Raw genomic sequence first — 18467 nt, 5'->3', positions numbered from 1 at the left:
TATGGTTTGCATGCTATTTTTAGAAATAAACAAAGAAAAAACAGGTTTCTTTTACTACTTTTATGCCCGCTGATTTTTAGCATAAATGTTATATTGACTGCCAAACCACTGTTATGTCGGATTCGCTAAAAAGGATACACAAGCTGTTAGTAGCTAACCGCGGCGAGATTGCCGTGCGGATTTTAAGAGCAGCCTCGGAATTAAGGATCAGGACCGTGGCGATCTTCACGTATGAAGACCGTTATTCCCTCCATCGTTACAAGGCGGACGAAGCTTACCAGATAGGAAAAGACGAAGAGCCCCTGAAGCCGTACCTGGACATTGAAGCCATCATTCACCTGGCCAAGACGCAGCAGGTGGACGCTATTCACCCGGGCTACGGTTTCCTCAGCGAAAACGTGACCTTTGCGCGCCGCTGCAAGGAAGAAGGTATTATTTTCGTCGGTCCCGATCCGGAAGTAATGGCGCAGCTCGGCGATAAAGTAGCCGCCAAAACCCTGGCCCGCAGGGTGAAAGTACCGCTGATCGAAGACAGCCAGGTGAAGCTGGACGATGTGGAGACCGTTAAAAAGGAAGCCGCCCGCATCGGTCTTCCCGTGATCCTCAAAGCCGCATCAGGCGGCGGCGGGCGCGGCATGCGCGTAGTGCGCGACGCCAGCCAGCTGGAGAAATCCTTCCTGGAAGCCCGCAGCGAAGCCGGTAAAGCATTCGGCGACGATACCATCTTCATCGAAAAATTCATTGAAGAGCCCAAGCACATCGAAGTGCAGCTGATGGGGGATAACCACGGCAACATCGTTCACCTCTACGAGCGCGACTGCTCCGTGCAGCGCCGTTTTCAGAAAGTGGTGGAGATCGCCCCTTCGCCCAACCTGCCCGTTGAAACAAGGAATGAAATTTACGAATATGCGTTGGCGTTAGCCCGCGAAGTAAAATATAATAACGTCGGTACCGTGGAGTTCCTGGTAGACCGCCAGAACAAGGTATACTTCATTGAAGTGAACCCGCGCATCCAGGTGGAGCATACGGTAACCGAAGAAGTGACCGGCATCGACATAGTGCGTTCACAGATACTCATTGCCAAAGGGCATCACCTGTCAGACCCGGAGATCTTCCTCAAAAGCCAGGACGATGTGCGCCTCAACGGTTTTGCCATCCAGTGCCGCGTAACGACGGAAGACCCGGAGAACAACTTCACTCCGGACTATGGCACCGTGATCGCTTACCGCAATGCCGGCGGCTTCGGCATCAGGCTCGATGAAGGCAGCGCTTATTCCGGCGTGAAGATCTCGCCCTTCTTCGATTCCATGCTGGTGAAAGTGACCGCATCGGGCCGTACGCTCAGCGGCGCGGCCAGCCGCCTGCTCCGTACCCTGAAGGAGTTCAGGATCAGGGGCGTGAAAACGAATATCCGCTTCCTGGAGAACGTGATCACCCATGATACCTTCCGCAAAGGCAACTGTACCGTGAGTTTCATCGACCAGCACCCCGAGCTGTTCAAACTTTCGCCCATCCGCGACCGCGCTACCAAAACGCTGATGTACATCGCGGATGTGACCGTGAACGGCCACCCCGACGTAAAAGGCAAGCACGACGGCCGCAAATTCCGCACCCCGCATGTTCCTTCCTTCGACCCGCTGGCCCCTGTGCCGGAAGGCAGCCGCAACAAGCTGCTGCAAATGGGCCGTGAAGGATTCAGCCAGTGGCTGCGCAACGAAAAGCCCGTTTATTTTACAGATACCACCTACCGCGATGCGCACCAGAGCCTGCTGGCCACCCGCGTGCGCACCAAGGATATACTGTCCGTAGCCGAAGGCTATACCCGCAACAACCCGCAGATCTTTTCCATGGAAGTATGGGGCGGCGCCACCTTCGATGTGGCGATGCGCTTCCTGCACGAGTGCCCCTGGCGCAGGCTGCAGCTCATGCGCGAGGCCATGCCCAACGTGCTGCTGCAGATGCTGTTCCGCGGCTCCAACGCAGTAGGGTATTCCGCTTACCCGGAAAACCTCGTCGCGAAATTCATCGAAAAAGCGGCGGAGAACGGTATCGACGTCTTCCGCATCTTCGATTCCCTCAACGACATCGGCGCCATGACGCCCAGCATTGGTTTTGTGCGCAACAACACCACCTCGCTGGCACAGGCCGCCATTAGCTACACTGGAGACATCCTCAGCAAGGATAACAGCAAATACACCCTCAATTATTACCTGGACCTCGCCAAACGCCTGGAAGACGCGGGTGCGCACATGCTCTGCATCAAGGACATGGCGGGCCTGCTCAAACCGCAGGCGGCCACCGTGCTGGTAAGCTCCCTGCGCGAAGCGGTGAAGGTGCCCGTGGTGCTGCATACGCACGACACGGCATCCGTTCAGGCAGCCACCTACCTCAAAGCCATCGAGGCGGGCGTGAACGTGGTGGACTGTGCCATTGCATCGCTCAGCGGGCTCACTTCGCAGCCTAACCTCAATGCCATGGCCGCCATCCTGGAAGGCCACGAACGCAGCCAGCCCATGAACCTGGCTTCGCTCAACGAATACAGCAATTACTGGGAAGACGTACGCGAGTATTACTATCCCTTCGAATCCGATATGAAAGCCGGCACCGCGCAGGTGTATGAGAATGAAATTCCCGGCGGACAGTATTCCAACCTGCGCCAGCAGGCCGAATCGCTAGGTCTCGGCGACAAGCTGGAAACCATCAAACACAACTACGCCGTGGTGAACCAGCTGTTCGGCGACATCGTGAAAGTAACGCCCAGCTCGAAAGTAGTGGGGGATATGGCGCTGTTCATGACCTCCAACAACCTGACCGCCGCCGACGTGCTCGACGAATCGCGCAACCTGGCCTTCCCCGCGTCTGTACAGGGTTTCTTCAAAGGCGAGATCGGCCAGCCTTACGGCGGTTTCCCGCCCAAGCTGCAAAAGATCGTGCTGAAAGGGCAGCAGCCGCTGAACGGCAAACCCAATGCGCATCTCGCCCCCGTGGACTTCGATAGCGACTTCGCGGCCTTCCAGCTGAAATACCCGCTGGCCGAGTTCCTGGATTACCTGAGCTACCATATGTTCCCGAAAGTGTTCGATGAATATTACCAGCATGCCCAGGTGTACGGCAACGTGGAAGCCATTCCCACACCCGCGTTCTTCTACGGGCTCAGGCTGGGAGAGGAGATACTGATCACCCTCAGCAAAGGTAAGACCATCATCGTGAAGCTGCTGTATGTATTGCCGGCAGACGAAAGCGGCATGCGCACCGTGGTGTTCGAGCTGAACGGTTACACCCGCCGCGTGCAGGTGCGCGACCGCTCGGTAAAAAGCGAGATCCCCGTCAACAAAAAGGTCAGCAATCCAGACCTTGAAGTGGGCGCGCCGCTGCAGGGCAAGCTGTCCAAGCTGCTGGTAAAATCCGGCGACAGCATCAGCGCGAACACGCCGCTGTTCATTATCGAAGCTATGAAAATGGAAACAACGGTAACGGCCACACGCGATACAAAAGTGAAAACGATCCATTTGCGGGAAGGGACGATGGTGCAGCAGGATGATCTGGTGGTGGAGCTGGAGTAAGTAGATTATGTATAATGCATTATATGGGACGGCCTCACGTGTTTGCGTGAGGCCGTTTTTTATTGGTCCCGGTGGTTAAAAAACGCTGCAAAATGTCTTGCTGTTGCGGTGATTTTTTCAGCCCGGCGGGCTGTATCCACATATCACACAACCCATCCTTCCTTTCAGCGCCCGCAGCTACTTTTCAGCCATCCGGAAATTTACTTTTGCCCCATTCAGAACCCCGCAGCGTTCCGCGCTGAATCCAAAACCAAATACACAATGTTCATGAAAAGATCTTTAAATTTCCTTGTACCGGTGCTCATAGGTCTTTCGCTGCTGGCATGCAAAAAAGACAATAAGCAGGACAAGCCGCAGCTGCCCGGAGGAAAAGTAACCGAAGCAGGCATCCCGGACGGCACTCCCAAAGCCCAGAAGGTAATCGGTGCAGCAGGAGGCGATATCTCCAGCAACGACGGCAAAATTAAAATCACCATACCGGCCGGCGCGCTCAGCGGTAACCAGACCGTGAGCATCGAGCGCATCAGCAACACCAATCCTCTTGGAACAGGCAAGGGGTACAGGCTTGAACCGCACAACGTTACTTTTTCAAAACCGGTCAGTATTACATTCAATTACTCGGATGAAGACCTGCGCGGCACAGTGCCCGAAGCGCTGGGTATTGCTTACCGGAACGAAAAAGGCGTCTGGATGAGCATTACCGCCAGCACGCTGAACAAAACGGGAAAGACGGTAACCGTCAATGCCACACACTTCAGCGACTGGAGTTTTTTTAGATGCTTCGAACTGGTAGCCAGTGCTTATACGTTGCCCGTAACAAAGTCTGCAGAACTGACGGTGTATGCGGACCTCTTTCTGATAAACGCGGAACATGATGAAATACCGATCGGCGAGCGCAGCAGCAATGTGAACAGCTACATAAAGGAATGGAGCCTGGTGGGCGCCGGCCGGCTTGTGGCCGCGGGGCCGGAAGGAACATATACGGCTCCCGCCACGGCGCCCGCTAATCCCAACCCGGTGGCCATTGATGTAAGGATAGATTGGGGTGCAAAAGGTGTGTACCTGCTGGTGGCGCATATCAGGATCATAGACGGGGAAATAGAGCTGCGGGTGAACGGCGGCGCCTGGCAGAAATTTGCTGCATCGCCCGCAGTGAAAGACGGGAACAGGTATTATATCTCCAATGCGGATGGGGATGAAAAAAAGCAGTACGTCAGCCTCTCATGGGATGGCGGCCTGGGCACGCACCGTTATAATATTTTTGACGGTGGCGGCAATAATGCGCAATACCTGATCACAGGCGGCAATTCTTACGGCTGCTTTTATGTGGATGTAAATAATAACATCATTATGAGCCCCGGCGGCATAACGGTCACCAGCCTCGGTGAACAGGACGGCTGGGTGAAGGGCACGTTCCTGATGGATCCCTCAGGGTATGGGGTGGGTCATAAGAACACCGCGAAGATCGAAGGCCGGTTTACAGCGCTCAAAAGCTGGTGAGCAGGGAGATATACAGCATAAAAAGGCGGTCTTTAACAGACCGCCTTTATTATTTTAACTTGAGCCTGGCTTAGAATTTCTCCAGCCCGCTAAAGAAGAAGTTGCCTTCGATCGCGGCGTTCTCGTCCGAATCGGAACCATGAACGGCGTTACGGCCGATGGATTCAGCATAGATCTTGCGGATGGTGCCTTCCTCGGCCTGTGCGGGGTTGGTAGCGCCGATCAGCTTGCGGAAATCTTCCACGGCATTGTCTTTCTCCAGGATGGCGGCTACAATGTGACCGCTGCTCATGAACTCAACCAGCTCACCGTAAAAAGGCCTTTCCTTGTGAACGGCATAGAATTCGCCGGCCTTGTCGGCGCTCAGGCGGGTCAGTTTCATCGCTACGATCCGGAAACCTGCTGCGCAGATCTTGTCCAGGATGCCGCCGATATGCCCGTTCTGAACTGCATCGGGCTTGATCATGGTAAATGTTCTGTTGCTCATATTGTGAATTAGTCGTTATACTTGGTAAAACCGTATTGCGCCGCAAAAGTAAACAGATTTTGTTTAGCAGTAAAAAATTTTGAAATTCTGGCTCAAATGAAGAACTTCGCACTTCGTTTGCACGAACGGAGGCAGGTGGCTGCAAACGCCTTGTACATTAAAATTACAGTAATAGGAATGAAGCCGATCGAGGAAATTAAGCCGCTGCTTGACAGCCCCAAAAAAGTGGTGGTAACAATGCATCAGAAACCCGATGCCGATGCTATGGGCTCTTCGCTCGCGATGTACCACTACCTGCGCCGTAAGGGGCACGACGTAACGGTCATTTCCCCGACCAATTTCCCGGATTTCCTGAAATGGATGCCCGGCAGCGAAAACGTCCTGGATTTTGAATCCGCACAGGAAAAGGCGCTGAAGGCCCTGGAAGGCGTGGAAATGCTCTTTTGCCTGGATTTCAACACCATGAGCCGCACCAAGAACCTGGAACCTCACCTGGACAGGCTGCAATGCGTGAAAGTGCTGGTGGACCATCACCTGGAACCCTCTCCGGATTTCGATTACGGCATCAGCGATACCTCCGCGGCCTCTACCGCTTTACTCGTCTACGAGATCATCTACCGCCTTGGGGATGAGCACTATATCGATAATGACATTGCCCAGTGTATCTACGCCGGTACCATGACGGACACCGGTTCGTTCCGTTTCGCGTCCACTTCGGCCCGCGTTCACCGCATGGTGGCCGATCTGCTGGAAAGAGGGCTGGAACATGAGTACATCCACCAGGCTATTTATGACAATTTCCTCGAAAACCGCCTGCGCTTCATCGGCCACAGCCTTTTGAACCGGATGGAGGTGTTTTATGAGACCAATACGGCCATTATGGCCATCCCTTACAGCGATCTGAAGCGGTTCGACCTGCAAACGGGGGATACGGAAGGATTGGTAAATTTCCTTTTGTCCATCCAAGGCATTAAATTAGCAGCGCTGATCATCGACCGGAACAGCGAGGTAAAGCTCTCTTTCCGTTCCAAAGGCAACTTTGACGTGAACACCTTCGCGCGTAAATATTTCGAGGGAGGGGGGCACTTCAACGCTTCCGGCGGCCGCAGCACAGACCCGCTGGATAAAACCGTACAGCGCTTCCTGAAAGCGATGCACGAAAATGAGGATTTGTTACAATAGTAATCATACAACACTTCAGAACAAAAATGCTAAGATGAGACCGGTAGGTTTCATCTTGCCCATAAATCAAAAATTACAGATGAGATCACAGATCCCATTTGCCCGTAAAAATCAAAAAGTTAAAATGAAAAAGAACAACCTGTTACTTGCTGCATCACTGGGAGCCCTGGCGCTGGCTAGTTGTGGTAAAAGCGGCCCGAAAAAAACGCCGGGCGGCATCGCCTTTACTATCGAAAAAGCCGGTAAAGGAGAGAAACTGAAGAAAGGTGACACCGTGCTGGTGCATTTCGCTTCTTACCTGAACGATTCCCTGCTGATGAGTTCCCGCCAGCAGCAAGGCAGCGCGCTGCCGCTGGTAATCACCGATTCACGGGACAAATACGACCTGATGGACGGTTTTGCCATGCTCTCCGAGGGCGACAGCGCCGTATTCGTACTGCCCGTGGATTCCATGCCCCAGATGCCTCCCATGGCTAAGAAAGGCGATGTGATGAAAGTGGCCTTCGTAGTGGAAAGCAAATACGCCGCCGCTACGCAGAACGCAAAAGAAGAAAAAGAGATCGCTGAATACATCCAGAAGAACAACCTGAAAACCACCAAATCCCCCAAGGGCGTACACATTGCTGTAACCCAGGAAGGTACCGGCGAACAGGCAAAAGCTGGTGACGAAGTGACCGTAAATTATACCGGTAAACTGATGGACGGTACCAAGTTCGATTCCAATGTGGATTCAACGATCCGCCCCGGTATGCCGCTGGAGCCCCTGAAATTCAACGTAGGCGAAGGCCGTGTTATCCCGGGATGGGACGATGCGCTGGCCCAGCTGAAAAAAGGTTCCAAAGCCACGCTGGTGATCCCTTCTTCCCTGGCTTACGGCCTGCAGGGTTCCGGCCCCGTTATCAAGCCCAACAGCATCCTCGTGTTCGACGTGGAACTGCTGGACGTGAAAGCCGCCGCAGCCCCCGCAGCTCCTGCGCCTGCTGCAGCAGCTCCCGCCAAGTAATCTGTGAATGAATCAATATATACAGGCCGGCCCGTTATGGGCCGGCCTTTTTTGTGAATATTAACAAGGGTGTAAAACCGTATGCGGGACGCGGCAACCCCGTATCATCCCCGTGTCAAACCCCGGTTAAACCCGGGGAAAAAGGTACTTTAAGGCGTTGTATATCACTTTTGTTACCGGATCGTATCACTTTTATTACCGGTTTGTATCAATTTTGATACGTGGTATCACTTTTGACGCCCGGAAATTCATTTTCCGGTGTCAGGGAAGTACAGCATTGATACGGGCATTCTTCTGCAATGTATCAGCTTCATTGCATAAACTTCTGCCTGACGCGCTCATCCGGCACCATACAGGTTTCCTGTCTGCCAAACCATTTATAGCGGTTCTTCGCCACCAGGCGGTACGCCGCATCCCGCAGGAAACGCGGAACGATCATAAGACCATACGCCATATTCACCGGGAAACCCAGCCTGCAGGCCACTTTCAGGGCCGCCGTGCTTTTTCCGTATACCCGCCCGTTCTCCACCAGTATGAATGTATCCAGCGCGGCGGGATCTAACCGGTATTGTTCCTGCAAAGCTTGTCCCACGGCTGATTGCAGCGGCGCAAAGCGGAAGCGGTCATGTTTGTCGCGCCGGATCACGAAGTTCACGCTGGCATTACAGAAATTGCATACCCCGTCGAACAGTATGATGGCTTGTTCCATTAATGAATACCGGTATAATTGTGCGGGCTAATGGCTTTCAGCTCTTTTTTGAGCGCTGCGCTGATCTTCAGCCCGTCAATGAATTTGTGCATGGTCTTTTGCGTGATCTGGTCGCCGCCACGGGTCAGCTCTTTCAGCGCTTCGTAAGGAGCCGGATAGTTTTCGCGGCGCAGCACGGTCTGGATGGCTTCCGCCACTACAGCCCAGTTGCGCTCAAGGTCTTCGTGCAGTTTGGCGGCGTTCAGGATCAGTTTGTTCAGGCCTTTATCCAGGCTCTTGAACGCCAGCAGCGTATGCGCGAAAGGCACGCCCACGTTGCGCAGCACGGTGGAGTCCGTAAGATCGCGCTGGAGGCGGCTGATGGGCAGCTTGGCGCTCAGGTGTTCGAAGATGGCGTTGGCCAGGCCCAGGTTGCCTTCAGCGTTCTCGAAGTCGATCGGGTTGACCTTATGCGGCATGGCGGAAGAACCTACTTCGTTCTTTTTGATCTTTTGCTTGAAATAATCCATGGAAATGTACGTCCACACATCGCGCGCGAAATCCACGAGGATGTTGTTCACCCTCTTCAGGGTATCGAACTGCGCGGCGATATTGTCGTAGTGCTCTATCTGCGTGGTGAATTGCATGCGTTGCAGGCCCAGCACGTTGTTCACGAACTTGTTGCCGAATTTCTCCCAGTTCACGGAAGGGAAAGCCACATGATGCGCATTGAAATTCCCGGTGGCGCCGCCGAATTTGGCCGCGAAAGGAATGTCTGCCAGCAGCTTCACCTGTCCTTCAAGCCTTTCAACGAACACCTGTATTTCCTTGCCGAGGCGGGTAGGGGAAGCGGGCTGGCCGTGTGTGCGCGCCAGCATGGGTACGTCCTTCCATTCTTTGGCGAGCTTCTTCAGGTGAAGGATGAGGTTGGCGACGGCGGGAAGGTACACGTGTTCCACCGCTTCTTTCCAGAGCAGCGGCGTGGCGGTATTGTTCACATCCTGGGAAGTGAGGCCGAAATGTACCCATTCCAGTTTGTCTTCCAGTCCCAGGTTCTTCATTTCGTTCTTGAGGAAGTATTCCACGGCTTTTACGTCGTGGTTCGTCACTTTTTCCGTTTCCTTCACCAGCTGGGCGTTTTCGAGGGAAAACTCCTGGTAGATCCTGCGGAGGGCGGGGATCCTGGCTTTGGGGATCGAAAAAAGCTTCTGTTCAGACAGGGCAATGAAGTATTCCACCTCCACCTGTACACGGTAACGAATCAACGCGAACTCGGAAAAATAGGGCGCCAGTTCTTCCAGTTGACCCCTGTAACGCCCGTCTACCGGGGAAATAGCAGTTAAAGCTTGTAATTGCATCATGTATTGATTATCCTGTCAAATAAAATTCCTGTATTTTAGCAGGCTCAAAATTACAGAAATTGGAACGGAAAGTAAAAGTAGCGGCAGTCAGTTATCTGAATACGAAGCCTTTGTTGTACGGATTTAAGGATCATAAAGTGCTCCGGTCCATGGAACTTACGATGGATTACCCCGCAAAAATTGCGCGGCAGCTGATAGACGGCGAGGTGGATGTAGCGCTGGTGCCCGTGGCTATTATCCCTAAACTGAAAGAATATCATATTATCGCGGATTTCTGCATCGGCGCCGAAGGCCCGGTGGCGTCAGTTTGCCTTTTCAGCGAAGTGCCCCTGCAGGAGATCAAACGAATTTACCTCGATTACCAGAGCCGCACTTCCGTGGCCCTGCTGAAAGTGCTGGTGCGCGATTACTGGAAGCTGAACGTGGAATTCGTGGAAACTACCGGCGGCTACGAAGATCTCATCAAAGGTACGGACGCCGGGCTGGTGATAGGGGACCGGGCGCTGAAACAACGCCATATTTCGCCTTTTATCTACGATCTGGCGGAAGCCTGGATGCGGTTCACCAGCCTCCCTTTCGTATTTGCCGCATGGATCAGCAACAAACCTTTGCCGATAGAGTTCATCCAGCTCTTCAACGACGCCAACAGCATCGGGCTGAACAGCCTGCCTGCGGTGGTGGCGGAGAACAGCAGCCCCGATTATGACCTTACGGCCTATTATACGCAAAATATCAGCTACCGCTTAACGCCCGCCAAACGGCAGGGCATGCAGCGCTTCCTCTCTTACCTGCAATAAATGCCGGGGCTTTTGTGTAACTTACCATACTAAATCCTGGTAGTATGAAAATCGCTATCCTTGGATCGGGCGCGGCGGGCACCACGCTTGCTGCCGGCCTTTCGCGCCTCGGGCATGCTGTGGTGATCGGCACCCGCCATACCGGCAAGGAATCGCTGGAGAAGTGGCGGAAAGAGCACAGCGGCGTCAGCACGGGCCCTTATTCGGAAGCGGCAGCCTTCGGGGAGGTCATTTTCCTCTGCACCAGCTGGCAGGGCACTAAAGAAGCCGTGGAAATGGCCGGCATCTGGAATTTCAAGAAAAAGATACTGGTAGACGTTACCAACCCGCTGAACGGCAAAGAGCCCGATAAAACGGGCCGCCTTCATTATGTGCCTACGGGCAGCGCGGCTTCCGGCGGGGAACAGGTGCAGGCCTGGCTGCAGGAAGCGCATGTGGTGAAAGCCCTCAATACGGTGGGCAGCGGGCTGATGGTGAACCCGCAGTTCTCACAGGGGCTGCCGGCAATGCTGATAGCGGGGAACGACGACCTGGCCAAGCTGGCCGTGTCGGACCTGCTCAGCCAGATGGGCTGGAAAGATATCATAGATACCGGCGGCATCGATATGAGCCGCCACCTGGAATCGTTATACGTGCTCTGGTTCGCTTACGGCTTCAGGAGCGGCAGCTGGAACCACGCTTTTGGTCTTTTGCGGAAGTGACAGGCGGAAGCTCCGGATGGCCAGCGCCGCGGCGGTGAGCGTGAGCAAAGCGCTCATATAAAAAGGCGCGGCCGGGAAATGGAAAGGCCTGCTTTCTTTCGTGAAATAATGAAAAAGGCCCGTCATCAGCAGCGGGCCGATGATATTGGTAAGACTGATGAGACTTGTAAAAGCTCCCTGCAATTCCCCCTGTTCGTTGGCCGGCACCTGGTTGCTGATCACGCCCTGCAGGCTGGGCCCGAAAATGCCGCCCATGCTGTAAATAACCAGCACGGCAAACATCATCCAGCCTTCCGTGGCCATGCCGAATAAAATAAAGCTCATGCCATAGATCAGCAGCCCGATATACACCGCCCGGTGATAGCCCAGCTTCGGCAATACGGCCCTGATAAGCCCTCCCTGCACAATGGCCAGCATCAGGCCTGAGAAGGAAAGGGATAAGCCGACCATCTCTTCGGTCCACCTGAATTTATACATGGTAAAGTAGGTCCAGTTGCTCTGGATGGAATGAACGGCTGTAAAAACGAGCGCTATGGCGCCCAGCAGGGAATACACCTTCTGGTATTTGCGGATCTGCAGGAGCGCCCCCACGGGATTGGCCCGTTTCCAGTCAAACGCACGCCGGTTCTCTTTTTTGAGGGATTCGGGCAGGATGAAAAAGCCATACAGCCAGTTCAGCAGCGAAAGACCTGCCGCGAGCAGGAAAGGTGCGCGCACGCCCCAGTGGCCGCTCATAAATCCCCCGATCATCGGGCCCAGAATAAAGCCCAGGCCCAGTGCCATCCCGATCAGCCCGAAATTCTGCGCGCGCTTTTCAGGTGTGCTGATGTCTGCAATATAAGCGGAAGCGGCCGTCATGCTCGCGCCGGTAACGCCCAGCAGGATGCGGCCCACGAACAGCCAGGCAATGGAAGGCGCAAAGGCCAGGAACAGGTAATCTATGCCCATGCCGAACATGGAAACGAGCAATACGGGCCTGCGGCCGTATTTATCGCTGAGGCCGCCGAGAACGGGAGCGAAGAAGAATTGCACGAACGCATAGGCAAAGGTCAGCCAGCCGCCGTATTGAGACGCATCGCTCATGTTGCCGTTGATCAGCTGCCCGATCAGCTTGGGGACCACAGGCGCAATAATGCCGAAGCCGATAAAGTCAATGAGTAAAGTGAAGAAAATAAAGGTCAATGGCCCCGCCTGCCTGCGTATCATATGAAGAATTTGCGCAAAATTAACCGTATTTACATGCGGGCCGCGGAATAAATGTCCAACTGCATTCGTGGAATGATAATTGTAAAAGGAAGGATATAGCGATATTGTTTAACCTTAAAAACCTTGATTATGTTACGCTGGGCAGTTATTTTCCTGATCATCGCCATCGTGGCGGCCATCTTCGGTTTCGGCGGCATTGCGGCCGGCGCTGTGTCCATCGCCAAGATCCTCTTCTTTATTTTTATAGTGCTTTTCCTGATTTCCCTGATAGCGGGCCTGATGCGGCGGTAGCGCTTATTCTTCCTGCATGGATATCAGCTGGATCACACCGGGATTGTCCGCAAAAGCGGCGCGGAGCCTGTCTCCATGCGTATCGGTAATGAACACCTGCCCGTAATCGGGCCCCTGCACTAATGCAATAAGCCTCGAAACCCGCTCCTGGTCCAGCTTTTCGAACACGTCGTCCAGCAGCAGGATGGGGGAGAAGTGTTTGTGCGCGCGGATAGCCTCGTATTGCGCCAGTTTGAGCGCGAACAGGAAACTCTTGCGCTGGCCCTGCGACGCGCTGGTTTTCATGAGATGCTCGTCCAGCAGGAACAGCAGGTCGTCGCGGTGAATGCCCTGCGTGGTGCGCTGCAGCTGTTTATCGCGCAGGCGGCTGGCCGCCAGCAGCACGGCCAGCGGTTGTTCCAGCAGCTGGCTCTGGTAGCGGAAAGCAACGGTCTCATGCTTCCCGGCCAGGTAATCGTAGCGGTCCTGCACCTTCCCGACGAACGTTTCCAGGAAATCCTTCCTTGCTTCGAACACGGGTACCCCATGTTGTACCAGTTGTTCATCAAAAACGTCCAGCAGCGGGTCCGGCGAATGGCTCATGCTGGGCATGGCCTTCAGCAGGCTGTTGCGCTGCTGTAAAATTTTATGATAGGCGATCAGGTGGTCCAGGTAACCGGGAATAAGTTGTGAAAGCAGCGCATCCAGCCAGCGGCGGCGGTCTTCGCTGCCCCCGAGGATGATCTCGGCATCGTCAGGCGCGATCATCACGGCAGGAAACTGCCCGATGTGGCGGGAGAATTTATCGTAGGGCTCGTCGTTGAGCGCAATGTCCTTTTTCCCGTCCTTCACGGTGCACACGATCTTCTCTTCTTTCAAATGCCTTTGCAGGCTGGCTTCCAGCCTGAACCCGTTCATGGTATACTGCACGTTCTGGCTTTCCGTGGTGCTGAAATAACTTTTGGTGAAGCAGAGATAATAGATCGCATCCAGCAGGTTGGTTTTGCCGGAGCCGTTCCGGCCGGTGATGCCGACTATCCGGGAGGTGAACCGGAAGCTGCGGGACTCGTAATTCTTGAACTGGGTGAGTGATATTTTGGAAACGGAAAGCAATCTGGCCGGAATAATTAATATAATGAAGTAATATTTTTAATGCATGGAGGAGCAATATCTTGCGCTCCCGGAAGCAGGTTTGCGCTTCCTTCTGCAAAATTGCTTGAATTTGCAGATTTTCCTGTTATATTTGCGAACAAATTTAGAAGATAGTGCAAACTTTAACAGACGTGAAGACGAAATTCACCAAAGAGACTTATCTATACTGGTACGAATTGATGCTGTTACTGCGCCGCTTTGAAGAGAAAGCTGGGCAACTGTACGGTATGCAAAAAATACGTGGGTTCTGCCACCTTTATATTGGTCAGGAAGCGATTGCGGCAGCTGCGATGACGGCTACCAAACCCGGCGATAAATTCATCACCGCTTACCGCGACCACGCGCTGGCGATCGCCAAAGGCATTTCCGCGAAGGAATGTATGGCGGAACTGTATGGTAAAGCCACCGGCTGCTCCAAAGGCAAAGGCGGTTCCATGCACTTTTTCTCGAAAGAACTCGGTTTCTTCGGCGGCCACGGTATCGTAGGCGCGCAGATCGGCACCGGCGCAGGCCTGGCATTTGCCGAGCAATACCTGGGCACGCAGAACGCTGTGCTCTGCTTCTTTGGCGACGGCGCCGCCCGCCAGGGTATGCTGCACGAAACCTTCAACATGGCCATGCTCTGGAAACTTCCCGTAGTATTCATCTGCGAGAACAACCACTACGCCATGGGCACCTCCGTTGAACGTACTTCCAACGTGCTCGATATCTACAAACTGGCCGATGCTTACGAAATGCCCGCCGACTCTATCGACGGCATGAGCTGCGAAGCTGTTCACGAAGGCATCGAAAGGGCCATCAACCGTGCGCGTGAAAACGGCGGCCCGACCCTCCTCGAGATCAAAACCTACCGCTACCGCGGCCACTCTATGAGTGACCCCGCCAAATACCGCACGAAAGAAGAGGTGGAAGAATATAAAGAAAGGGATCCGCTGACGCTGGTGCTCAACACCCTGCAGAAAAACAAGTGGATCAACGACGCAGAACTGGAAGCGATCAACGAAAGAGTGAAGAACGAGGTGGAAGAATCAGTGAAATTCGCTGAAGAAAGCCCCTGGCCGTCTGACGATGAGCTGCTGAAAGATGTGTACATCCAGCAGGATTATCCTTTCATCGTAGACTAATTCCCTGTCCACCTATCAAATATTCAACTACAGCAATGTCAGAAAATAAACCACACACCAAACAACCGGCAGCAGCTGCCAAAAACCAGGATTTCGACCTGCAGGCAACGGCGGACCGTGCGCAGGACTTTTATTCAAGGAACAAGAACGTTATCAACATCGCCATCCTGGCGGTAGTGGTGATCGTGGGCGGTTACTTCGGTTACACCCGTTTTGTGAAAGCCCCCGCTGAAAAGAAAGCGCAGGAAGCCATCTTCGCCGCACAGAACAATTTCGCGGTGGATTCCTTCAAGCTGGCGCTCAACGGCGACGGCAACAATTACGGTTTTCTCCAGGTGATCGATAAATACGGCAACACCAAAGCAGGCAATCTCGCGAAATATGGCGCAGGCGTTTGTTACGTGAAGCTCGGCGAATTCCAGAAAGGCATAGACCTGCTGAAGGATTTCTCTTCCACCGACCTGGTGGTGCAATCCATGGCCAATGGCCTGATCGGCGACGCTTACATGGAGCTGAATAAAGTGGATGACGCCGTTTCTTACTATAAAAAAGCCGGCGCGGACGAAAACGAACTGCTGAGCCCCATGTACCTGTTCCGTGCAGGCCTGGCGCTCGAAAAAAGCAATAAGCCGCAGGACGCGATCGCTATCTACCAGCAGATCAAACAAAAATACCCACTGTCTACCGAAGGTGGCCAGATGGATAAATACCTGGCAAGACTGGGTGTGGTGAAATAAATTCGGGAAATGTCCATACATAATCAGACCTTACTCAACAACGCTGGCATTCTTCAAACGGAGGGTGCCAGTGTTGTTATTGTTTATACGGAATGGAATGACTTTATAGTCAACGAACTGGTGGCAGGCGCGGAGCGCACGCTGGATGAATACAAAGTGAGCCACAAAAAGCTGGTGGTGCCCGGCTCTTTCGAGCTTCCCTTTGCCTGCCGGCAGATCTGGGAGCAATCCAAAGGCACCGGCAGCCAGCCCAGCGCCATTATCGCTTTCGGCTGCGTGATCCGCGGAGAGACCCCGCATTTCGACTACGTATGTAAAGCCGTTACAGACGGCATATTGCAGCTGAATATGGAGCTTCCCGTGCCGGTGATCTTTGGCATACTCACGGTGAATAACCAGGAACAGGCTACAGACCGCCTGGGCGGCGCGCATGGACACAAAGGCGAAGAAGGCGCGCTCACTGCCCTCAAAATGATCAGCTTCCAGCGGCAACTTTCAAAAAGCTATCTGTAATCAGCAACAAACTATCTGCGTGTTGTGCTTTAACACCTTATTTTTGATGCTTATTGACCCAAACTGATACTGACAGATGAACGTACACCTTTTCATACCGTGCTTCGTGGACCAGCTTTTTCCTGAAACCGCTTTCAATATGGTAAAAGTGCTGGAGAAACTGGGGTGCAACGTGAGCTATAATACAGACCAGACCTGCTGCGGCCAGCCCGCCTTCAACGCCGGTTACCAGGACGAGTGCCGCTCGGTGGCCACCAAATTCCTCAAAGATTTTCATACCTACGATTATATTGTTGCGCCCAGCGGTTCCTGCACCGGTTTTGTGCGCAACTACTACGGCAAGCTGTTCGATAACTCGGCTGCTCACAACGACGTAAAGCTCCTCCGCAAAAACCTCTACGAATTCACCGAGTTCCTGGTGGACGTGCTGCATGTAACGGACATCGGCGCCACGCTGGAAGGCGTAGGCACTTACCACGACGCCTGCGGCGCGCTGCGCGAATGCGGCATCAAGGAAGGCCCGCGCAAGCTGCTCGAAAAAGTGAAAGGGCTGGAGCTGCGTGAAATGAACGACAGCGAAGTATGCTGCGGGTTTGGCGGTACCTTTGCCGTGAAATACAAACCCATTTCACTGGGCATGGGCGAGCAAAAAGTGCACAACGCCAGCGACAGCGGGGCGGAATACCTGATCTCCACCGACCTCAGCTGCCTCATGCACCTGGATGGATATATCCGCAAGCACGGGCAGAACATTAAGATCATGCACATCGCGGACGTGCTGGCCAGCGGCTGGTAAACCGCCGCGGCAATTGTAACCGCATGCGCAGCCGGATGGGCTTTAACACAGCGCTTCATACCTAACTGATAAAAAACTTCGGGCAATGCAATACTGGTTAGTGAAATCCGAACCTTTCAAATATTCCTGGGATCAATTTGTTGCAGACGGAAAAACGCACTGGGACGGCGTGCGCAATTACGCCGCCCGCAACAACCTGCGCGCTATGAAAAAAGGCGACCAGGTGCTCTGGTATCACAGCAACGAGGGGCTTGAAATAGTGGGCATCGCGAAAGTGGTGAAGGAGTCTTACCAGGACCCCACCACGCCCGATCCCGCCTGGCTGGCCGTGGATCTTGCGCCGCTGAAAAAGCTGAAGAAGCCGGTGACCCTCGCGCAGATGAAGGCGGAGAAAAGCCTGGCGAACATGGACCTTATCAGGTTGGGAAGGCTTTCCGTCGGCACGGTAAAACCGGAGGAATTCGAAAAAATAATGGAAATGGCGAATGCCAAATAAAAGCCTGGAAGCCCCGCTGATGCGGGGTTTTGTTTTACAAGGAACTTTGTTTGCAATACCTTTTCCCGCACGGTGCATCGCCCGCATGCAGGCGTTTTTAAGTCCTCGCTTTTTGGCTTAATATTGTAGAAAGCCGAACAACCAATGAAACCAAAGCTTATTGTACTCACCGGCGCAGGCATCAGCGCGGAAAGCGGCCTCCGCACCTTCAGGGACAGCGACGGGCTGTGGGAAGGGTATGACATTTACGAAGTGGCCAGCCCGACAGGTTGGGAGAAGGATCCCGCCCTGGTACAGGACTTTTACAACATGCGCCGCAAAGATGTGATGGCCGCGCAGCCCAACAGCGCGCATACCGCGCTTGCCCGGCTGGAAGAATGGTACGACGTGCGCATCATCACCCAGAATATAGACGACCTGCATGAGCGCGCCGGCAGCACGCGTGTGCTGCACCTGCATGGAGAGATACTCAAAAAACGCAGCGTGCTGAACGAAACCGAGCTGTATCCCGTGGAAGGGGATATAGTGATGGGAGAGCTGGCGCCCGATGGCGGGCAGTTCCGCCCGCATGTGGTATGGTTCGGCGAGGCGGTGACCATGATAGAGCCGGCGGTGCTGGAGATCGTACAGGCGGACCTGTTCGTGCTGATCGGCACTTCGCTGAATGTGTATCCTGCCGCGGGGCTGGTGGATTACCTGCGACCTGGTGTGCCGAAATACATCATCGATAAAAAGATACCACCGGTGAAAGGCAGCGGCTACCACCTCATTGAAAAGCCCGCCACGGAAGGGATGGCGGAACTGCTGGAGCTGCTGAAGAGATAAAAAAAGGCCGTCCCGGCTTAACCGGGACGGCGCGTTCATTCACATGTTCAATCTCATTACACAGAC

The 18467-nt window shown here is 53.9% G+C and carries 18 protein-coding genes; 13 read left to right on the top strand and 5 right to left on the bottom strand.

From position 1 onward, the window contains the following. The first annotated feature begins 113 nt into the window (after positions 1-113). The gene (locus ACTJIK_RS15715) at positions 114-3563 is read left to right on the top strand and encodes a pyruvate carboxylase (RefSeq protein WP_440647726.1); all 3450 of its coding nucleotides are present in this window, start codon (positions 114-116) and stop codon (positions 3561-3563) included. Positions 3564-3830: 267 nt separating this feature from the next. Beyond that, complete coding sequence (locus tag ACTJIK_RS15710) at positions 3831-5063, top strand: hypothetical protein (RefSeq protein ID WP_440647724.1); 1233 nt, start codon at positions 3831-3833, stop codon at positions 5061-5063. A gap of 70 nt (positions 5064-5133) precedes the next feature. On the opposite strand, the gene ACTJIK_RS15705 is transcribed toward ACTJIK_RS15710, so the two are convergent. Next, on the bottom strand, positions 5134-5550 hold the full coding sequence (locus ACTJIK_RS15705) for a nucleoside-diphosphate kinase (RefSeq protein ID WP_440647722.1): 417 nt from the start codon (positions 5548-5550) through the stop codon (positions 5134-5136). Between the two features lie 177 nt (positions 5551-5727). On the opposite strand from ACTJIK_RS15705, the gene ACTJIK_RS15700 reads away from it, so the two are divergent. Together ACTJIK_RS15700 and ACTJIK_RS15695 are read left to right on the top strand one after the other, a co-directional pair. After that, positions 5728-6732 carry a DHH family phosphoesterase gene (locus ACTJIK_RS15700; protein ID WP_440647720.1) on the top strand — a complete coding sequence of 335 codons (1005 nt, stop codon included), beginning with the start codon at positions 5728-5730 and terminating at the stop codon, positions 6730-6732. Positions 6733-6856: 124 nt separating this feature from the next. Beyond that, positions 6857-7735, top strand: a complete 879-nt coding sequence (locus ACTJIK_RS15695) for an FKBP-type peptidyl-prolyl cis-trans isomerase (RefSeq protein ID WP_440647718.1) — start codon at positions 6857-6859, stop codon at positions 7733-7735. A gap of 310 nt (positions 7736-8045) precedes the next feature. Here the strand turns inward: ACTJIK_RS15695 and ACTJIK_RS15690 are convergent, their stop codons facing one another. Both ACTJIK_RS15690 and purB read right to left on the bottom strand, forming a co-directional pair. Beyond that, positions 8046-8444: a thiol-disulfide oxidoreductase DCC family protein gene (locus ACTJIK_RS15690; RefSeq protein WP_440647716.1), complete on the bottom strand. Its 399-nt coding sequence runs from the start codon at positions 8442-8444 to the stop codon at positions 8046-8048. After that, positions 8444-9784: an adenylosuccinate lyase gene (gene purB, locus ACTJIK_RS15685; protein WP_440647714.1), complete on the bottom strand. Its 1341-nt coding sequence runs from the start codon at positions 9782-9784 to the stop codon at positions 8444-8446. The genes ACTJIK_RS15690 and purB overlap by 1 nt, the downstream gene beginning before the upstream one ends. Before the next feature lie 59 nt (positions 9785-9843). Between purB and ACTJIK_RS15680 the strand changes: the two genes are divergently transcribed. Together ACTJIK_RS15680 and ACTJIK_RS15675 are read left to right on the top strand one after the other, a co-directional pair. After that, positions 9844-10581, top strand: coding sequence for a menaquinone biosynthetic enzyme MqnA/MqnD family protein (locus tag ACTJIK_RS15680; protein WP_440647712.1), 738 nt, complete (start codon positions 9844-9846; stop codon positions 10579-10581). A gap of 44 nt (positions 10582-10625) precedes the next feature. Further along, positions 10626-11282 (top strand): NADPH-dependent F420 reductase, encoded by a 657-nt coding sequence (locus ACTJIK_RS15675; RefSeq protein ID WP_440647710.1) that lies wholly within the window; start codon positions 10626-10628, stop codon positions 11280-11282. Here ACTJIK_RS15675 and ACTJIK_RS15670 read toward each other — a convergent pair. Next, entirely contained in the window at positions 11208-12488 is a 1281-nt protein-coding gene (locus tag ACTJIK_RS15670; RefSeq protein WP_440647708.1) for a TCR/Tet family MFS transporter, read from the bottom strand. The genes ACTJIK_RS15675 and ACTJIK_RS15670 overlap by 75 nt on opposite strands. Positions 12489-12617: 129 nt before the next feature. On the opposite strand from ACTJIK_RS15670, the gene ACTJIK_RS15665 reads away from it, so the two are divergent. Further along, positions 12618-12779: a DUF1328 domain-containing protein gene (locus ACTJIK_RS15665; RefSeq protein WP_346321068.1), complete on the top strand. Its 162-nt coding sequence runs from the start codon at positions 12618-12620 to the stop codon at positions 12777-12779. A gap of 3 nt (positions 12780-12782) precedes the next feature. Here the strand turns inward: ACTJIK_RS15665 and recF are convergent, their stop codons facing one another. Further along, on the bottom strand, positions 12783-13871 hold the full coding sequence (gene recF / locus ACTJIK_RS15660; protein ID WP_440647705.1) for a DNA replication/repair protein RecF: 1089 nt from the start codon (positions 13869-13871) through the stop codon (positions 12783-12785). Positions 13872-14041: 170 nt separating this feature from the next. Between recF and pdhA the strand changes: the two genes are divergently transcribed. The 6 genes from pdhA (at position 14042) to ACTJIK_RS15630 (ending at position 18401) form a co-directional block, all read left to right on the top strand. Then, a complete protein-coding gene (gene pdhA, locus ACTJIK_RS15655) occupies positions 14042-15034 on the top strand; it encodes a pyruvate dehydrogenase (acetyl-transferring) E1 component subunit alpha (protein WP_440649214.1) in 993 nt (330 codons plus the stop codon). Between the two features lie 35 nt (positions 15035-15069). Continuing rightward, positions 15070-15771, top strand: coding sequence for a tetratricopeptide repeat protein (locus ACTJIK_RS15650; RefSeq protein WP_440647703.1), 702 nt, complete (start codon positions 15070-15072; stop codon positions 15769-15771). Between the two features lie 9 nt (positions 15772-15780). After that, on the top strand, positions 15781-16284 hold the full coding sequence (gene ribH / locus ACTJIK_RS15645) for a 6,7-dimethyl-8-ribityllumazine synthase (RefSeq protein ID WP_440647701.1): 504 nt from the start codon (positions 15781-15783) through the stop codon (positions 16282-16284). Positions 16285-16360: 76 nt separating this feature from the next. Continuing rightward, positions 16361-17080, top strand: coding sequence for a (Fe-S)-binding protein (locus ACTJIK_RS15640; RefSeq protein ID WP_440647699.1), 720 nt, complete (start codon positions 16361-16363; stop codon positions 17078-17080). Positions 17081-17165: 85 nt separating this feature from the next. Continuing rightward, entirely contained in the window at positions 17166-17576 is a 411-nt protein-coding gene (locus tag ACTJIK_RS15635; RefSeq protein ID WP_440647697.1) for an EVE domain-containing protein, read from the top strand. A 144-nt stretch (positions 17577-17720) separates the two neighbouring features. Next, positions 17721-18401 (top strand): SIR2 family NAD-dependent protein deacylase, encoded by a 681-nt coding sequence (locus ACTJIK_RS15630; protein WP_440647695.1) that lies wholly within the window; start codon positions 17721-17723, stop codon positions 18399-18401. Positions 18402-18467 lie beyond the last annotated feature (66 nt).

Origin of the sequence: Chitinophaga sp. 22620 (assembly GCF_052044405.1) — a bacterium.
Lineage (GTDB): Bacteria > Bacteroidota > Bacteroidia > Chitinophagales > Chitinophagaceae > Chitinophaga.
The sequence above is the reverse complement of the archived record's forward strand: the minus strand, read 5'-3'. Positions and strand labels throughout refer to the sequence as shown.

Excerpts from the sequence above, each read along its gene's own strand:
- ACTJIK_RS15710 (WP_440647724.1), top strand. The coding sequence starts at position 3,831 with ATGAAAAGATCTTTAAATTTCCTTGTACCGGTGCTCATAGGTCTTTCG.
- ACTJIK_RS15695 (WP_440647718.1), top strand. The coding sequence starts at position 6,857 with ATGAAAAAGAACAACCTGTTACTTGCTGCATCACTGGGAGCCCTGGCG.
- purB (WP_440647714.1), bottom strand. The coding sequence starts at position 9,784 with ATGATGCAATTACAAGCTTTAACTGCTATTTCCCCGGTAGACGGGCGT.
- ACTJIK_RS15665 (WP_346321068.1), top strand. The coding sequence starts at position 12,618 with ATGTTACGCTGGGCAGTTATTTTCCTGATCATCGCCATCGTGGCGGCC.
- ACTJIK_RS15630 (WP_440647695.1), top strand. The coding sequence starts at position 17,721 with ATGAAACCAAAGCTTATTGTACTCACCGGCGCAGGCATCAGCGCGGAA.
- ACTJIK_RS15650 (WP_440647703.1), top strand. The coding sequence starts at position 15,070 with ATGTCAGAAAATAAACCACACACCAAACAACCGGCAGCAGCTGCCAAA.
- ACTJIK_RS15675 (WP_440647710.1), top strand. The coding sequence starts at position 10,626 with ATGAAAATCGCTATCCTTGGATCGGGCGCGGCGGGCACCACGCTTGCT.
- ACTJIK_RS15635 (WP_440647697.1), top strand. The coding sequence starts at position 17,166 with ATGCAATACTGGTTAGTGAAATCCGAACCTTTCAAATATTCCTGGGAT.
- ACTJIK_RS15670 (WP_440647708.1), bottom strand. The coding sequence starts at position 12,488 with ATGATACGCAGGCAGGCGGGGCCATTGACCTTTATTTTCTTCACTTTA.
- ACTJIK_RS15640 (WP_440647699.1), top strand. The coding sequence starts at position 16,361 with ATGAACGTACACCTTTTCATACCGTGCTTCGTGGACCAGCTTTTTCCT.
- ACTJIK_RS15705 (WP_440647722.1), bottom strand. The coding sequence starts at position 5,550 with ATGAGCAACAGAACATTTACCATGATCAAGCCCGATGCAGTTCAGAAC.
- ACTJIK_RS15690 (WP_440647716.1), bottom strand. The coding sequence starts at position 8,444 with ATGGAACAAGCCATCATACTGTTCGACGGGGTATGCAATTTCTGTAAT.
- ribH (WP_440647701.1), top strand. The coding sequence starts at position 15,781 with ATGTCCATACATAATCAGACCTTACTCAACAACGCTGGCATTCTTCAA.
- ACTJIK_RS15715 (WP_440647726.1), top strand. The coding sequence starts at position 114 with ATGTCGGATTCGCTAAAAAGGATACACAAGCTGTTAGTAGCTAACCGC.
- ACTJIK_RS15700 (WP_440647720.1), top strand. The coding sequence starts at position 5,728 with ATGAAGCCGATCGAGGAAATTAAGCCGCTGCTTGACAGCCCCAAAAAA.